Raw genomic sequence first — 15,612 nt, 5'->3', positions numbered from 1 at the left:
TCCACATGGCCTTCGAGTACGCACCGGCTCCGGAGTCGCGGAGCATCGTCGACATCAAGCCGTCCTACGGCCTCTTCGTCGACGGCGAGTTCGTCGACGGACGCGGCACGTCCTTCAAGACGATCAACCCCGCCACCGAGGAGACCCTCGCCGAGGTCGCCGAGGCGTCCGAGGCGGACGTCGACCTCGCCGTCCGGGCCGCCCGCCGTGCCTTCCGCGGGTGGTCGCGGATGTCGGGCAAGGAGCGCGCGAAGTACCTCTTCCGCATCGCCCGGATCATCCAGGAGCGCGGCCGCGAGCTCGCGGTCCTCGAGTCGATCGACAACGGCAAGCCGATCAAGGAGAGCCGCGACGTCGACGTGCCGGTCGTCGCCGCGCACTTCTTCTACTACGCCGGCTGGGCCGACAAGCTCGAGTACGCCGGCCTCGGCCCGAACCCGCAGCCGCTCGGCGTGGCCGGGCAGGTCATCCCGTGGAACTTCCCGCTGCTGATGCTGGCGTGGAAGGTCGCCCCGGCGCTGGCGTGCGGCAACACCGTCGTCCTCAAGCCGGCCGAGACCACGCCGCTCACCGCGCTGCTCTTCGCCGAGATCTGCCAGCAGGCCGACCTGCCGCCGGGCGTCGTCAACATCGTCACCGGCGCGGGCTCGACCGGCCAGGCGCTGGTGTCGCACCCCGACATCGACAAGGTCGCCTTCACCGGCTCCACCGAGGTCGGCAAGGCGATCGCCCGTGCGGTCGCCGGCACCGACAAGAAGGTCACCCTCGAGCTCGGCGGCAAGGCGGCCAACATCGTCTTCGACGACGCGCCGATCGACCAGGCCGTCGAGGGCATCGTCAGCGGCATCTTCTTCAACCAGGGCCACGTGTGCTGCGCCGGGTCGCGCCTGCTGGTGCAGGAGTCCGTCGCCGACGAGGTGATGGCGAAGCTCAAGCGCCGGATGGGCACGCTGCGCGTCGGCGACCCGCTCGACAAGAACACCGACATCGGCGCGATCAACTCGCGCGAGCAGCTCGACCGGATCCGCGAGCTGTCCGAGGTCGGCGAGTCCGAGGGCGCCGAGCGCTGGTCGCCGGCGTGCGACCTGCCGACGTCGGGCTTCTGGTTCCCCCCGACCGTCTTCACCGGCGTCACCCAGGCACACCGCATCGCCCGCGAGGAGGTGTTCGGGCCGGTGCTCTCGGTGCTGACCTTCCGCACCCCGGCCGAGGCGGGCGAGAAGGCCAACAACACGCCGTACGGCCTGTCCGCGGGCGTGTGGACCGAGAAGGGTTCGCGGATCCTGCACATGGCCTCGCAGCTGCGCGCCGGCGTGGTGTGGGCCAACACGTTCAACAAGTTCGACCCGGCCAGCCCGTTCGGCGGCTACAAGGAGTCCGGCTACGGCCGCGAGGGCGGGCGCCAGGGCCTCGCCGCGTACCTGAAGGGAGCGCAGGGCTGATGGCTCGCATCGACGTGCGCAAGACCTACAAGCTCTACATCGGCGGCGCGTTCCCGCGCTCCGAGTCGGGCCACTCCTACGAGGTCACCGACAGCAAGGGGAAGTTCGTGGCGAACGCCGCCCTCGCCTCCCGCAAGGACGTCCGCGACGCGGTCGTCGCGGCGCGCAAGGCGTTCGGACCGTGGTCGTCCCGCACCGCCTACAACCGGGGGCAGGTCGTCTACCGGATCGCCGAGGTGATGGAGGACCGCCGCCCGCAGTTCGAGGAGGCCGTCCGCCAGTCCGAGGGCGCCTCCGCCAGCGCCGCCCGCGGCCAGGTGGACGCCGCCGTCGACCGCCTCGTCTGGTACGCCGGCTGGGCGGACAAGCTCGCGCAGGTGGTCGGCAACGCCAACCCCGTCGCGGGTCCGTTCTTCAACCACACCGCGCCCGAGCCGACCGGCGTGGTGGGCGTCCTCGCCCCGCAGCAGTCCTCGCTGCTGGGCCTGGTCTCGGTCGTGGCACCGGTCGTCGTCACCGGCAACAGCGCGGTCGTGGTGTCGTCCTTCGAGCGTCCGCTGCCCGCCGTCACCTTCTCCGAGGTGCTGGCGACCTCCGACGTGCCCGGTGGCGTGGTCAACATCCTCACCGGCGACGCCGCAGCGCTCGGCCCGTGGCTGGCGGCCCACATGGACGTCAACGCGATCGACCTGTGCGGCGTGGCGGGCTCGCCGGAGCTCGCGACCTCCCTCGAGGTCGCGGCCGCCGACAACCTCAAGCGGGTCCGGCGTGCGCCGGACGCCGAGCCGGACTGGGCCGCCGAGCCAGGCCTGGGCACGATGACCGACTTCATCGAGTCCAAGACGGTCTGGCACCCGATCGGGACCTGACGGCGCCGCCTGCGGCTAGCCGGCCGGCAGCACCCTCCGCAGCACCCGGAGGGTGTTGCCGCCCATGATCGCGGCGACGTCCTCCTCGTCGTACCCGCGGTCGAGGAGCTCCTGGGTGATCGCGGCGAGGTGGGTGGTGTCCCACCCCACCGTGGTGGCGCCGTCGTAGTCGCTGCCGAGCGCGGCGGCCTCGATGCCGCCGACCGCGACGACGTGGTCGATGGCGTCGACGACGGCGGTGACGGTGAGCTCGCAGACCGCGGCGTCCCAGTAGCCGACGCCGACGACTCCCCCGGTGGCGGCGACACCGCGGATCTCGTCGTCGGTGAGGTTGCGGTTGACGTCGCAGGTCGCCTGGACCCCGCCGTGGCTGAGGACGAGCGGCTTCGTGGCGAGCTCGAGCATCTCGGCGACAGCCTCGTGGCTGGCGTGGGCGATGTCGACGACGATGCCGCGCTCCTCCAGCTCGGCGAACACCTCGCGGCCGAGGTCGGTGAGCCCGCCCTTGTCCTCGCCGTGCATGGATCCGGCGACCTCGTTGTCGAAGAAGTGGGTGAACCCGGCCATCCGCATGCCCGCCGCCTCCAGCCGGTCGAGGTTGCGGATGTCGCCCTCGAGGTTGTGCAGGCCCTCGACCGAGAACAGGGCACCGGTGACCTGCTTGCCCGCGGCGCGGTCGGCGAGGACCGCGTCGAGGTCGGCCACCGAGCGGACCATCCGCAGTCGCCCCCCGGAGCCCTCGGCTGCGTCGTGGAGCTTCTGCGCGTGGTGGAGCGAGCGCTGCAGCAACGAGCGCCAGGTGCGCAACGGCTGCAGCTGGGCGATCGCGAGCAGCGTGATGTTGTCGCTGTCGGCGGAGTTGCTGTCGTAGTTCTGGCCCTTCGGCGACTTCGACACCGAGGAGAAGACCTGCAGCGCAACGTTGCCCTCCTCCAGCCGCGGCAGGTCCATGTGCCCGCGGTCGGCACGCTCGAGCAGGTCGCGGTCCCACAGCAGCGTGTCGGAGTGCAGGTCGACGACCTGCAGCGAGTCGTGCAGTCGCTGGGTCGCCGGGCTGACCGTGGGCAGGTCGGCGGGCTCGACGCGGTTGCGCATCCGCTCGAGCTTGCCCGGGGCGTAGGTGAAGAACGCGACGGCGAGGACCAGCAGGACCACGCCGAGGCCGAGCGCACCCACCCGGACCCGCCGGCCGAGCCGGGAGCGGCGACGGGCCGGGCGGGTCTCGCTGGTCGCGTCGTCGGACTCAGTCACGTCGTACCTCCTGCAGGACGGTGGCGCACAGGTCCCCCGCCGCGGCGTCCAGGTCGGCGGCTGCATCGACGTCGGCCGGTGACGCGAGGGGCCGGTTCACGCTGCAGACCAGCACCTGGTCGAGCTCGGTGACGGCGTGCACGACCCGGGCCACCCCGGGGTGCTGCTGGCCCCGCGCCAGCCGCACCGGCGGGGCCAGGCAGCTGAATGCCGTGTCGTAGCCATGGTCGTCGAGGTCGCGGCACCGGGTGGCGTACGACGCGTCCCAGTCCCGGCCGGCGTCGCGGACGGCGAGCAGGGCCGTGTTGTCGAGCTGCGCCCGCACCTGCTCGGAGTCGGTCGCGCCGGCCTGCTCGACCGCGGCCGCCGCACCCACGGAGAGGGTCACGACCGTGCGGGACGCGCCGTTGCCCCACCAGCAGGTCGCCGAGGCGCGCTGCCCGGACGGCTGTCCCGTCGCACGGGCACCGGAGGAGTCGAACCGGGCGTCGGTGCCGGTGCCGGCGACGACCACGACGTCGGCCTCGACCTCGTCGCAGAACTGGTCGGTCCGCAACGACGCGGGGGCCCGGGGCGGCTCGTCGCCGAGCGCGATCGTCGCGACACCGCCTCCGGCGAGGACCACCGCGACGGCACCGCCGACGAGGACGCGGCGGCGCCACGGCGAGGGACCGGCGGGCCGGCTCACCTCGGTCGGTGGCGGCGGGTCGAGCGCGACGACCTCCGGCACGGCCTGGCCGGCCAGCGCGGCGAGCCCGGCCTCCGTCCACCAGGCCGGGCCGTAGGCGCGCTTGGCGGCGCGGCCCAGCGCGTTGAGGAAGGCCTGCGCGTCGGGGTGGCGGTCGGCGGGCGCCTTCGAGAGCGCCTTGCTCAGCACGGTGCGCAGGGTCGCGTCGACGGCGCGCAGGTGCCGCTTCTGCTCGGACAGCGGTTGCCCGGTGAGCAGGTGGACGAGGAGCGCGGCGACGCCGTACACGTCGGCGGTGCGGGTGAGCTCGGCGCCGGGGTGGCGCACCGCCTCGGGCGCCAGGTAGGCCGGCGCCGGGCGTCCGAGGCCGAACCCGGTCAGCCGCACCGTGCCGTCGGTCCCGAGCAGCACCGCCGCCGGCGCCACCCGGCCGTGGACGACGCCACGCTCGTGGGCGTGCGCGAGGCCGAGCAGCACCGCACGGGCGACGCCGAGGACCTGCCCGACGACGAGCACCTGGCCGCGGTCGAGCAGGTCGGCCAGGCTCGCCGCCTCGACCCGCTCGGTGACGAGGTACGACGCACCGGGGCCGTGCGCGAGGCCGCGGACCGCCACGAGATGCTCCTCGTCGAGGGCAGCGAGCCGACCGACGCGGTCGACCAGCGCCGCGGCCTCCTCCTCGGTGAGCGGGCGCAGGGCGACCGGGTCGCCGTCGGCGGTCCGGGCCTCCAGCAGGGCGCACGGCCCCTCCTCGCCCACGCGGCCGGTCACCTCGAACCCGTGGACGACCGGTGCCGTCACGCGCGCCAGCCCCTCCGCGCCCTCCCCCTCGGTGTTCATGGCGCCGATCCTGCCGTGGCCGGCGACGCGGCGGGGCGGATTCCAGCATGCGCACGCAGACGGTCACCGGCCGTTGTGGGTCCGGCCGGGCCGCGTCGTAGGCTCGTCCGGTGCCCGCCCGTGTCATCGTCCTCGCCGGCCCCTCGGGCGCCGGGAAGTCGCGACTCGCGGAACGGATGGCCCGGGCACGCGGCTGGCCGACACTGCGCCTCGACGACTTCTACCGCGACGGCGACGAGCCGGGGCTGCCGAGGATCACGACGGGCAGCAACGCCGGACTCGTCGACTGGGACCACCCCGCGACCTGGCACCACGAGGACGCCCTCGCCGCGCTCGAGTCACTGTGTGCCCACGGGGTCGCCGACATCCCGGTCTACTCGATCTCCGAGAGCCGGCGCACCGGCAGCCAGCGGCTGGACCTGCGCGGCGCCACGCACTTCTGCGCGGAGGGGATCTTCGCGGCCGAGGTGGTCGAGGAGTGCCGCGAGCGCGGGATCCTCGCGGCGGCGTACTGCGTCACCCAGCACCCGGGCCTCACCTTCTGGCGGCGCCTGACCCGCGACCTGCGCGAGCACCGCAAGCCCCCGCTGGTCCTGCTCCGCCGCGGCATCGCCCTCGCCCGCGCGCAGCGGCAGGTCGTGCGCCGCGCGGTCGCCGTCGGCTGCCGGGTCGCGACCGGCGACCGCGCCTTCGCCGAGCTCAACGCCTCGACGGAGGACGACCATGCGGTGGCCGGCTGACCTCCCCCCGGACACCCTCCGGCAGCCCGACCGGGTGAGCTGCGGCGCCGCGTCCGTGGTCGCGGCGCGGGTCCTGCTCTCGCCGTGGCGCCCGGACGACGACGTGGGCGCCGAGATCCGCCAGGAGCACCGCCACCTCACCTCGACCCGCAGCCCCCGCGACCGCTTCCAGCTCCCCTGGCCGCGCGCCCTCGGCACCCCGCCGTGGGCCGTCGCCAACGCGCTGCGCGCCCTCACCGGCGAGCACGTCGCCACCGTGCACGTGCGTCCCCGCCCCGCCATCGGCTACGAGGTGCTCCGCGAGAACCTCGCCACCCGCCCGGTCGCGGTCTACGTCGGCAACCGCTGGCTCCCCCGCCACGTCGCCCTCGCCGTGGGCGTCACCGGCGAGGCGATCGAGGTCTTCGACCCCGCCGCCGGCGCCGTGCTCACCATCGGCAGCGCCCGCTGGGCCGAGCACCGGGTCGGGATCGGTGGGTGGAGCCACTTCTGGTTCGTGGTGTGAGGGGCAGGAATCGCCGCTTCAGAGGTGATTCCCTCGCTTCCTGACCGTTGCAATGGCCAGGAAGCAGCAGGAACGGTCAGGAAGTCCGCGCTCCGCGCCGTCAGCCCTGCCGCTCGGCGTACCACGGCTTGATCGTCTCGGTGATCAGCCGGTACCGCTCGTCATAGGGGATGAACGCCGACTTCATCGCGTTCACGGTCAGCCACTCGATCTCCCGCCAGCCGTAGCCGAAGGCCTCGTTGAGCAGCCCGAATTCACGGCTCAGCGACGTGCGGCTCATCAGCCGGTTGTCGGTGTTGACGGTGACCCGGAAGCGCAGCGACGCGAGCAGCTTGATCGGGTGCTCCGCCAGCGACGGCGCGGCGCCGGTCTGCACGTTCGACGAGGGGCACATCTCGAGCGGGATCCGCTTGTCCCTGACGTACGACGCCAGGCGGCCCAGCTTCGCGGTGCCGTCCTCGGCGACGGCGATGTCGTCGGCGATCCGCACGCCGTGGCCGAGCCGGTCGGCGCCGCACCACTGCACCGCCTCCCAGATGGACGGCAGGCCGAAGCCCTCGCCGGCGTGGATGGTGAAGTGGGAGTTCTCGCGCTGGAGGTACTCGAACGCGTCGATGAAGCGGGTCGGCGGGTAGCCCGCCTCGGGGCCGGCGATGTCGAAGCCGACGACGCCGCGGTCACGCCACTGGATCGAGAGCTCGGCGATCTCCATCGCGCGGGCGGCCTGGCGCATGGCGGTGAGCAGGTGGCGCACCACGATCCGGCCACCGGCGGCGGCCATGCCCTCCTCGAAGCCGGCCTGGACGGCGGCGACGACCTGGTCGAGCTCGAGCCCGCCCTCGACGTGCAGCTCAGGGGCGTAGCGGATCTCGGCGTACACCACCCCGTCCGCGGCGAGGTCCTCCACGCACTCCCGCGCCACGCGGGTCAGCGCCTCGGCGGTCTGCATCACCCCGACGGTGTGGGCGAAGGTCTCCAGGTAGCGCTCGAGCGAGCCGGAGTCGGCGGCCTCGGCGAACCAGTTGGCGAGCGCGGTCGGGTCGGTGGCCGGGAGCTGGTGGTCCACGGCGGCGGCGAGGTCGACGATCGTCGCGGGGCGCAGTCCGCCGTCGAGGTGGTCGTGCAGCAGGACCTTGGGTGCGGCCTGCAGGTCGGCGGTGGGGAGAAGGGTGGCTTCCATGGACCATTACTACAGCAGTGGTCCAGCGCCCGCACGCCTTGTCGGCACCGGCCCGGGCGGGAGCGCGGACTCAGCCGCGGCCGAACCAGCGCCGCCGCCCCCGGCCCCGCTCCGGGGTGCTGGAGGTGAGCGAGTGCGCGGTGCTGCCGGCGATGTCGGCGAGCGCGAACTCCACCCGCGCCTCCACCAGCCGGCGCAGCCGCCGCTCGTCGAGCAGGTGGATGCCGGCCTCCTCGGGCAGCGGGGTGCCGTCGTCCACGACGACCTCGCCCTCGCCGCACGACCACGTCCGGTGGCCGCCCGCGTGCGCGACCTGCCACGTGTAGAAGTCGAGGTTGCCCATGAAGAAGGCGTGCACGACCTCCACACCCAGCGCGGCGTGCAGCGTGCGCGGCAGCTCGGGGTCGGGGCCGCGGCCGACCAGCACCAGGTCGGCGCCGTGCTCGACCAGCCACAGCTGGTCACCGAGCCCGGCGGCGATCGCGCCGTCGGGCGTGGTCGTGGCGCCGCCGGGGGCGTACCCCACCCGGGCGAGGTCGCCCGCCGAGGCGCCGCGTACGACGGTCAGCGCGGTGCGCCACGCCATCCGGCCACCCTCCCCCGGACCCTTCCGGCCGGCTCAGCCGACCCGGTCGATGACCAGCGGGCGGGGCTCGAACGCGGTGCCGAGCGGCGCGACGTCGTACCCGCCCTCGAGCGCGGCGACCGCGCGGTCGAAGCGCTCCGGGGTGTCGGTGAGCAGGGTGAACAGGGGCTCCCCCGCGCGCACCTCGTCGCCCGGGCGGGCGTGCCAGACCACGCCGGCCCCCGCCTGCACCGGGTCCTCCTTGCGCTCGCGGCCGGCGCCGAGGCGCCACGCCGCGACGCCGACGGACAGTGCGTCGAGACGGGTCAGCACGCCGTCGGAGGGGGCGGCCACGACGTGGCGCTCCTTCGCGACCGGCAGCTCGGCGTCCGGGTCGCCGCCCTGGGCGGCGATCATCCGGCGCCACACGTCCATCGCCGATCCGTCGGCCAGCTTGTCGGCGGGGTCGACGTCGTCGCGACCGGCGGCGGCGAGCATCTCGCGGGCCAGTGCGACGGTGAGCTCGACGACGTCGGCCGGGCCGCCGCCGGCGAGCACCTCCACCGACTCGGCGACCTCGATCGCGTTGCCGGCGGTGAGGCCGAGCGGGGTCTCCATGTCGGTGAGCAGCGCGACGGTGCGCACCCCGGCGTCGGCGCCGAGGCCGACCATCACCTCGGCGAGCTCGCGGGCGCGGTCGACCGACTTCATGAACGCGCCGCTGCCGACCTTCACGTCGAGCACCAGCGCGCCGGTGCCCTCGGCGATCTTCTTGCTCATGATCGAGGAGGCGATGAGCGGGATCGCCTCGACCGTGCCGGTGACGTCGCGCAGGGCGTAGAGCTTCTTGTCCGCCGGGGCGAGGCCGTCACCGGCGGCGCAGATGACGGCACCGACGTCCTCGAGCTGCGCCATCATCTCGGCGTTGGACAGCAGGGCCCGCCAGCCGGGGACCGACTCGAGCTTGTCGAGCGTGCCGCCGGTGTGGCCCAGGCCGCGCCCGGACAGCTGCGGCACGGCGACGCCGCACGCGGCGACGAGGGGGGCCAGCGGCAAGGTGATCTTGTCGCCGACGCCGCCGGTGGAGTGCTTGTCCGCGGTGGGGCGCGACAGCGAGGAGAAGTCCATCCGCTCACCGGACGCGATCATCGCGGCGGTCCAGTCGGCGATCTCGCGGCGGTCCATGCCGTTGAGCAGGATCGCCATTGCGAGGGCCGACATCTGCTCGTCGGCGACCGCGCCCCGGGTGTAGGCGTCGACGACCCAGTCGATCTGGCTCGTGGTCAGCGTGCCGCGGTCGCGCTTGGTCTGGATCACCGAGACGGCGTCGTGGTTGTCAGCCATGCCGGAACCCTAGGTCGTCGGGCCCGAACGCCTGCGGCAGGACCTGCGCCATCGTCAGCAGCCCCTCGGGGGTGAGCACCTCCAGCGCGGCGCCGCCGTTCTCCCACAGCAGCTGCCGGCACCGGCCGCACGGCATGATCACCTCGCCGTCCCCGTTGACGCACACGAAGTGCGTCAGCCGGCCGCCGCCGGTGGCGTGCAGCTGCGACACCAGGCCGCACTCGGCGCAGAGGGTGACGCCGTACCCCGCGTTCTCGACGTTGCACCCGACCAGCAGGCGCCCGTCGTCGGCGAGGGCCGCGGCCCCCACCCGGTAGCCGGAGTACGGCGCGTACGCACGCTGGGCGATCTCGCTCGCCGCTCGCTGCAGGGACTCCCAGTCGACCACGGAGGCCAACCTACTCGTCGGCCCCCACCTGCGCGCGAGGATCGTCGGCCAGACCGGCCACCCGGAGCAAATGTCCCAAGTTGATAACCGTTTCGCCGAATGTGCTTCCCGAGCCGGGCCCGGTGGGTGAGGATGCACCGGAACCACCCGCCGTCACCAGCCCTGCCAGCGTGCCGGGCGTCGATCTGGAGGAATTTGTGAAGACCTGGAAGAGGACGTCGGCTGCTGCCGCCGTTGCCCTGATCGCGAGCGCCGGCCTGGCCGCGTGCGGCGACGCGCCGGAGGAGTCGGCCGAGGAGAAGAGCGACTTCCTCCCCTGCATCCTGTCCGACGCCGGCGGCTTCGACGACAAGTCGTTCAACCAGCTCAGCTACGAGGGCGTGAAGGAGGCGGCCGAGGAGCTCAACAGCGAGTTCAAGGAGTTCGAGTCCAAGAACGAGAACGACTACGCGGGCGCGCTCGAGAACTTCGTCGCCCAGGGCTGTGACGCGATCGTGACGGTGGGCTTCGCCCTCTCCGCCGCGACCGTCGAGTCGGCCAAGCAGAACCCCGACATCGAGTACATCCTCATCGACGACGCGGCCGACAACGACTTCGACGGCACCAAGGACGCGGAGAACATCAAGCCGATCCTGTACGACACGGCCCAGGCCGCGTTCCTCGCGGGCTACGCCGCGGCTGACTACACGAAGACCGGCGTCGTCGGCACGTACGGCGGCCAGCCGTTCCCGACCGTCACCATCTTCATGGACGGCTTCAAGCAGGGCGTCGAGTACTACGCCAAGGAGAAGGGCAAGGACGTCAAGCTGGTCGGCTTCCAGGGCGGCGACAAGGGCACCTTCACCGGCGGCTTCGACGCCAACGAGAAGGCCACCAACACCGCCAAGCAGATCATCGCGCAGAACGCCGACGTGATCCTGCCGGTCGGCGGCCCGATCTACCAGGGTGCGCTCACCGCCATCGAGGACTCCGGCAAGGACATCGCGCTGGTCGGCGTGGACGCCGACTTCTTCGAGACCGACCCGAACACGCAGGACGTCGTGTTCACCTCGATCCTGAAGAACATGAAGCAGTCCACCTTCGAGGCCGTCGTGGCCGCTGGTCAGGACGAGTTCGACGCCGAGGCCTACATCGGCACGCTGGAGAACGACGGCGTCGGCATCGCCTCGTTCCACAACTTCGAGGACAAGATCTCGGACAGCCTCCAGGCCGAGCTCGACGAGGTGAAGGCCGGCATCATCGACGGCTCGATCCCGGTCACGTCGTACCTCAACCAGTAGTACCGGCAAGCAACGTCCGGGGGAGGTCGGTTCCCGCAACCGACCTCCCCCGGACTGCTTCCGCCAGCACCTCGCTGGCAGCCCGCCMGCMCCCCCGCCCGCAGTCCTGCCGGCCGCCCGCCGGCAGTCCCGCCCGCGGCGCACGGCCCCGCTGCTGGCATCTGCCCGCCCGCTCGGAGAGGATCGGCCCATGACGCTCGAACTCAGGGGCATCACGAAGCGCTTCGGCCCCCTGGTCGCCAACGACCGCATCTCGCTCACCGTCAACGAGGGCGAGATCCACGCCCTCCTGGGTGAGAACGGGGCCGGCAAGTCGACCCTGATGAACGTGCTCTACGGCCTCTACCAGGCCGACGAGGGCGAGATCCTCCTCGACGGCAAGCCGCTGGAGATGACGGGCCCCGGCGACGCGATGGCCGCCGGCATCGGCATGGTGCACCAGCACTTCATGCTCATCCCGGTCTTCACCGTCGCCGAGAACGTCATGCTCGGCAACGAGGCGACCGGATTCGCCGGCCAGCTCGACATCGACGCCGCGCGCGCCCGGGTGCGCGAGATCTCCGAGCGCTTCGGGTTCGACGTCGACCCCGACGCGGTCGTCGAGACCCTCCCGGTCGGCGTCCAGCAGCGCGTCGAGATCATCAAGGCGCTCTCCCGCGACGCCCGCGTCCTCGTCTTCGACGAGCCGACCGCGGTGCTGACCCCGCAGGAGACCGACGAGCTCATGGAGATCATGCGCCAGCTCCGGGAGTCCGGGACGGCCATCGTCTTCATCAGCCACAAGCTGCGCGAGGTCCGCGCGATCGCCGACCGGATCACCGTGATCCGCCGCGGCGCCGTCGTCGGCGAGGCCTCCCCCAGCGCCACCAACGCCGAGCTCGCTGCCCTCATGGTCGGCCGCCCCGTCGAGCTCACCGTGCAGAAGGACCCGGCGCAGCCCGGACCGGCCGCGCTCACCGTCACGGACCTGCGGGTCGTCGACGACACCGGCCACGTCCACCTCGACGGCATCACCTTCTCGATCGCCGCCGGTGAGGTGCTCGGCGTCGCAGGCGTCCAGGGCAACGGCCAGACCGAGCTCACCGAGGCCGTCCTCGGCCTGCAGTCCGACGTCACCGGCTCGATCGAGCTCGACGGGCGCCAGCTCGTCGGCCGCTCGGTGCGCAAGGTCCTCGACGCCGGTGTCGGCTTCGTCCCCGAGGACCGCCAGGTCGACGGGCTCGTGGCCGGCATGACCATCGCCGAGAACCTCATGCTCAACCGCAGCCACGGCGAGCCCTTCGTCGGGATGGGCACGATCAAGCGCAAGGTGCTGGATGCGTTCGCCGAGGAGAAGCTCGTCGAGTACGACGTGCGCGCCTCCGGCATCCACGCGACCGCCGGCCAGCTCTCCGGCGGCAACCAGCAGAAGGTCGTCGTCGCCCGCGAGCTGTCCCGCGACCTGCGCCTGCTGGTCGCCGCGCAGCCGACCCGCGGCGTCGACGTGGGCTCCATCGAGTTCATCCACAAGCAGATCGTGGCGACCCGCGACCGCGGGGTCCCGGTGCTCCTGGTCTCCACCGAGCTCGACGAGATCGTCGCGCTCTCCGACCGGATCATGGTCCTCTACCGCGGCCAGGTCGTCGGGATCGTCCCGGCCGACACCCCGAGGGAGACGCTCGGGCTGATGATGGCCGGCGAGCGGCCGGAAGGAGTCGTGGCGTGAACGACGAGACGCCCCAGACCCCCGAGACCCCGGGAGGCGGCGGCTCCGCGCCGGAGCCCGGACCGTCCCTGGAGAAGGCCCCCTCCGGCCCGTGGCCGTCGGTGACCCAGGACGGCTCCCCCGAGCCCGAGCCCGAGTCGTCCGGGGGTGGCGCTGGCGCCGGCTCCGCACCGGCGTCGGGCGGTGACACCCCGCCGGAGCCGTCGAGTCGCTGGCGCGAGGTGTTCCGCGAGATCGCCACCGGCAGCCTGCTGGTCTCGGTCCTCTCGGTCTTCCTCGCGATGGTCGTCGGCTCGCTGATGATCCTGCTGACCGACGAGACGGTCCGGGAGTCCGCCGGCTACATCGGCGCCCGGCCCAGCGACTTCTTCTACGCCGTGCGCGACGCGGTCGTCGACGCCTACACCGCGCTGTTCCGCGGCTCGATCTACAACACCAACGTCGAGGGCTTCGACCGCCGCATCCGGCCGCTGACCGAGACCCTGAAGTACTCCGGCCCGCTGATCCTCGCCGGCCTCGGCGTCGGCCTCGCGTTCCGCGCCGGGCTGTTCAACATCGGTGGCCGCGGCCAGATGCTGCTCGCCGGCGCAGCCGCCGGCTGGGTCGCCGTGACCGTCGACCTGCCGCTCGTGCTGCACCTGCCGCTCGCCGTGCTCGCCGGCGCCGTCGCCGGTGCCCTGTGGGCCGGCCTCGCCGGCTTCCTCAAGGCCCGCACCGGCGCGCACGAGGTGATCGTCACGATCATGCTCAACTACGTCGGCTTCTACCTCGTCTTCTACGCACTCTCGCGCCAGGGCCTGCTGCAGGCGCCGGGCTCGGGCAACCCGAAGTCGGAGGCGATGCCGGAGTCGGCGAAGCTGCCGAAGCTGCTGGGTGAGGACTTCAACCTGCACGCCGGGTTCGTGCTGGCCCTGGTCGCCGTCGCGTTCGTGTGGTGGCTGCTCAACAAGTCCGCGCTCGGCTTCCGGTTCCGTGCCGTCGGCGAGAACCCCGAGGCAGCCCGCGCGTCCGGCATCCACGTCGGTCGCACCTACACCACCGTGATGCTCATCGCCGGTGCGCTCGTCGGCCTCGCCGGCGTCAACCAGGTGCTCGGCACCGCCACCAGCGGCGTCACCGTCGACCTCGACGCCGGCATCGGCTTCGACGCGATCACCGTCGCGCTGCTCGGCCGCTCGCGACCGGTCGGCATCCTCGCGGCCGGCCTGCTGTTCGGCGCCCTCAAGGCCGGTGGCTTCTCGATGGCCGCCGCGGAGGGCATCCCGGTCGAGATCGTGCTGGTCATCCAGTCCCTGATCGTCCTGTTCATCGCCGCCCCACCGCTGGTCAGGGCGATCTTCCGACTGCCGAAGGGAGCGACGGCATGACCACGCTGACCGAGAAGACGCCGTTCGTCCCGGACCCCGACGCCCCCGTCGTCACGTCCACCAAGGGCCTGCTCAAGACGCCGATCGTCTTCGGCGTCGTGACCGTCCTGGTCGCGCTGCTGCTGGCGTTCAAGTCCCGCGAGGGCGACACCACCTTCCGCATCGCCGCCGACACCGACCTGTTCGAGCTGCCGGAGATCACCGTCCCCTCGACGCCGTCGCTCGCGACGGTGATCGTGCTGCTGGCCGTGTGCACGGCGGCGTCCGCGCTGCTGGCATCCCGCAACCGTCGTACGCCGCTGTGGCTGGTCGCGGTGTTCGCCGTGCTCGCCGTGGTCGGCTTCCTGGCCTGGGCCGCGGCCGGCGAGGCGGTGCCGATGGTCGGCCTGCTCAGCGGCTCCATCGCGCTCGCCGTCCCGCTCGTCTTCGGCGCCCTCGGCGGCGTGCTCGGCGAGCGGGCGGGCGTCGTCAACATCGCCATCGACGGCCAGCTCCTCTTCGGCGCCTTCGCCGCCGCGATGTTCGGCACCATCGTCGGCTCCCCGTGGGGCGGCCTGGTCGCCGCAATGTGCGCCGGAGCGCTGGTCGCGCTGGTGCTCGCGTTCTTCGCGATCAACTACTTCGTCGACCAGGTCATCGTCGGCGTCGTCCTCAACGTCCTCGTGATCGGCCTGACCAGCTTCCTCTTCGGCCAGGTCATGACCGAGAACCCGACCGGCCTCAACGACCCGCCGCACTTCAGCCGGATCCCGATCCCGCTGCTCGGCGAGATCCCGATCATCGGCCCCGTGCTGTTCCGCCAGACCATCCTCGTCTACATCATGTACGTCGGCGTCGGCCTCGTCGCGTGGGCGCTCTACCGCACCAAGTGGGGCCTGCGCGTGCGCGCCGTCGGCGAGCACCCCAAGGCCGCGGACACCGTCGGCATCAAGGTCAACCGCACCCGCTACACCACCCTCATCATCGCCGGCCTGATCGCCGGCATCGGCGGGGCGACGTACACGCTGGTCTCGGTGCCGCAGTTCGGCGAGGAGATGACCGGCGGCGCCGGCTACATCGCCCTCGCGGCGGTCATCTTCGGCCGCTGGGACCCGATCCGCGCCACCCTCGCCGCCCTGCTCTTCGGCTTCGCGACGAACCTCTCCGGCGTCCTGTCGGTCATCGGCTCCCCCGTGCCCAGCCAGTTCATGCTGATGCTGCCGTACGTCGTCACGATCATCGCCGTCGCCGGCCTCGTCGGCCACTCCCGCGCCCCTGCCGCGGACGGGGTGCCGTACCGGAAGGGTTGATCGGGGTGGCTGGGTCCGGCCCGGGAATCACCGCCTAGGCGGCGATTCCTGGACTTGTTGGCCGCTGCAGAAGCCTCTAAGTCCAGGAAGCGGCCACCAAGTAGCCTCCTCGGCAGGCGGCTGTCCACAGGCCCGGAGCTCGTCTCAGCGGTGGAGCGT

General features: G+C 72.5%; 14 protein-coding genes. 8 read left to right on the top strand and 6 right to left on the bottom strand.

The annotated features are described in order from the left end of the window. Positions 1-5 precede the first annotated feature (5 nt). The gene (locus tag L615_RS00440; RefSeq protein ID WP_145723732.1) at positions 6-1,442 is read left to right on the top strand and encodes an aldehyde dehydrogenase family protein; all 1,437 of its coding nucleotides are present in this window, start codon (positions 6-8) and stop codon (positions 1,440-1,442) included. Beyond that, the gene (locus L615_RS00435) at positions 1,442-2,311 is read left to right on the top strand and encodes an aldehyde dehydrogenase family protein (RefSeq protein WP_028653923.1); all 870 of its coding nucleotides are present in this window, start codon (positions 1,442-1,444) and stop codon (positions 2,309-2,311) included. Before L615_RS00440 ends, L615_RS00435 begins: the two co-directional genes overlap by 1 nt. 15 nt (positions 2,312-2,326) lie before the next feature. Here L615_RS00435 and L615_RS00430 read toward each other — a convergent pair whose 3' ends face one another. Both L615_RS00430 and L615_RS00425 read right to left on the bottom strand, forming a co-directional pair. Then, a complete protein-coding gene (locus L615_RS00430) occupies positions 2,327-3,562 on the bottom strand; it encodes a dipeptidase (protein ID WP_261376508.1) in 1,236 nt (411 codons plus the stop codon). Further along, positions 3,555-5,090: a protein kinase domain-containing protein gene (locus L615_RS00425; protein ID WP_145723730.1), complete on the bottom strand. Its 1,536-nt coding sequence runs from the start codon at positions 5,088-5,090 to the stop codon at positions 3,555-3,557. The genes L615_RS00430 and L615_RS00425 overlap by 8 nt, the downstream gene beginning before the upstream one ends. A 110-nt stretch (positions 5,091-5,200) precedes the next feature. On the opposite strand from L615_RS00425, the gene L615_RS00420 reads away from it, so the two are divergent. Both L615_RS00420 and L615_RS00415 read left to right on the top strand, forming a co-directional pair. Beyond that, a complete protein-coding gene (locus L615_RS00420) occupies positions 5,201-5,830 on the top strand; it encodes an ATP-binding protein (protein ID WP_186449655.1) in 630 nt (209 codons plus the stop codon). Further along, positions 5,814-6,335, top strand: coding sequence for a hypothetical protein (locus L615_RS00415; protein WP_145723729.1), 522 nt, complete (start codon positions 5,814-5,816; stop codon positions 6,333-6,335). Before L615_RS00420 ends, L615_RS00415 begins: the two co-directional genes overlap by 17 nt. Before the next feature lie 100 nt (positions 6,336-6,435). Here the strand turns inward: L615_RS00415 and L615_RS00410 are convergent, their stop codons facing one another. The 4 genes from L615_RS00410 to L615_RS00395 all read right to left on the bottom strand — a co-directional run bounded on the left by L615_RS00410 (position 6,436) and on the right by L615_RS00395 (position 9,812). After that, positions 6,436-7,515, bottom strand: coding sequence for an adenosine deaminase (locus L615_RS00410; protein ID WP_145723728.1), 1,080 nt, complete (start codon positions 7,513-7,515; stop codon positions 6,436-6,438). Positions 7,516-7,585: 70 nt separating this feature from the next. After that, positions 7,586-8,101, bottom strand: a complete 516-nt coding sequence (locus L615_RS00405) for a hypothetical protein (RefSeq protein ID WP_145723727.1) — start codon at positions 8,099-8,101, stop codon at positions 7,586-7,588. A 33-nt stretch (positions 8,102-8,134) separates the two neighbouring features. Then, positions 8,135-9,424, bottom strand: coding sequence for a thymidine phosphorylase (locus L615_RS00400; RefSeq protein WP_145723726.1), 1,290 nt, complete (start codon positions 9,422-9,424; stop codon positions 8,135-8,137). Beyond that, complete coding sequence (locus L615_RS00395) at positions 9,417-9,812, bottom strand: cytidine deaminase (RefSeq protein WP_232221641.1); 396 nt, start codon at positions 9,810-9,812, stop codon at positions 9,417-9,419. The genes L615_RS00400 and L615_RS00395 overlap by 8 nt, the downstream gene beginning before the upstream one ends. Positions 9,813-10,009: 197 nt before the next feature. Here L615_RS00395 and L615_RS00390 point away from each other — a divergent pair, with 197 nt between their 5' ends. The 4 genes from L615_RS00390 (at position 10,010) to L615_RS00375 (ending at position 15,453) form a co-directional block, all read left to right on the top strand. Beyond that, a complete protein-coding gene (locus tag L615_RS00390) occupies positions 10,010-11,092 on the top strand; it encodes a BMP family protein (protein ID WP_028653914.1) in 1,083 nt (360 codons plus the stop codon). A gap of 190 nt (positions 11,093-11,282) precedes the next feature. Next, positions 11,283-12,797: an ABC transporter ATP-binding protein gene (locus L615_RS00385; RefSeq protein WP_145723725.1), complete on the top strand. Its 1,515-nt coding sequence runs from the start codon at positions 11,283-11,285 to the stop codon at positions 12,795-12,797. Then, positions 12,794-14,164: an ABC transporter permease gene (locus tag L615_RS00380; protein WP_261376507.1), complete on the top strand. Its 1,371-nt coding sequence runs from the start codon at positions 12,794-12,796 to the stop codon at positions 14,162-14,164. The genes L615_RS00385 and L615_RS00380 overlap by 4 nt, the downstream gene beginning before the upstream one ends. Next, positions 14,161-15,453 carry an ABC transporter permease gene (locus tag L615_RS00375; protein ID WP_145723724.1) on the top strand — a complete coding sequence of 431 codons (1,293 nt, stop codon included), beginning with the start codon at positions 14,161-14,163 and terminating at the stop codon, positions 15,451-15,453. The genes L615_RS00380 and L615_RS00375 overlap by 4 nt, the downstream gene beginning before the upstream one ends. The last annotated feature ends 159 nt before the right edge of the window (positions 15,454-15,612 follow it).

It is taken from the genome of Nocardioides sp. J9 (genome assembly GCF_007829375.1).
In the GTDB taxonomy this organism is placed as follows: domain Bacteria; phylum Actinomycetota; class Actinomycetes; order Propionibacteriales; family Nocardioidaceae; genus Nocardioides.
This window is presented reverse-complemented; position numbering and strand designations above follow the sequence as displayed.

Coding starts and splice junctions, on each gene's coding strand:
- L615_RS00385 (WP_145723725.1), top strand. CDS start 11,283: ATGACGCTCGAACTCAGGGGCATCACGAAGCGCTTCGGCCCCCTGGTC.
- L615_RS00435 (WP_028653923.1), top strand. CDS start 1,442: ATGGCTCGCATCGACGTGCGCAAGACCTACAAGCTCTACATCGGCGGC.
- L615_RS00440 (WP_145723732.1), top strand. CDS start 6: ATGGCCTTCGAGTACGCACCGGCTCCGGAGTCGCGGAGCATCGTCGAC.
- L615_RS00405 (WP_145723727.1), bottom strand. CDS start 8,101: ATGGCGTGGCGCACCGCGCTGACCGTCGTACGCGGCGCCTCGGCGGGC.
- L615_RS00410 (WP_145723728.1), bottom strand. CDS start 7,515: ATGGAAGCCACCCTTCTCCCCACCGCCGACCTGCAGGCCGCACCCAAG.
- L615_RS00400 (WP_145723726.1), bottom strand. CDS start 9,424: ATGGCTGACAACCACGACGCCGTCTCGGTGATCCAGACCAAGCGCGAC.
- L615_RS00415 (WP_145723729.1), top strand. CDS start 5,814: ATGCGGTGGCCGGCTGACCTCCCCCCGGACACCCTCCGGCAGCCCGAC.
- L615_RS00375 (WP_145723724.1), top strand. CDS start 14,161: ATGACCACGCTGACCGAGAAGACGCCGTTCGTCCCGGACCCCGACGCC.
- L615_RS00425 (WP_145723730.1), bottom strand. CDS start 5,090: ATGAACACCGAGGGGGAGGGCGCGGAGGGGCTGGCGCGCGTGACGGCA.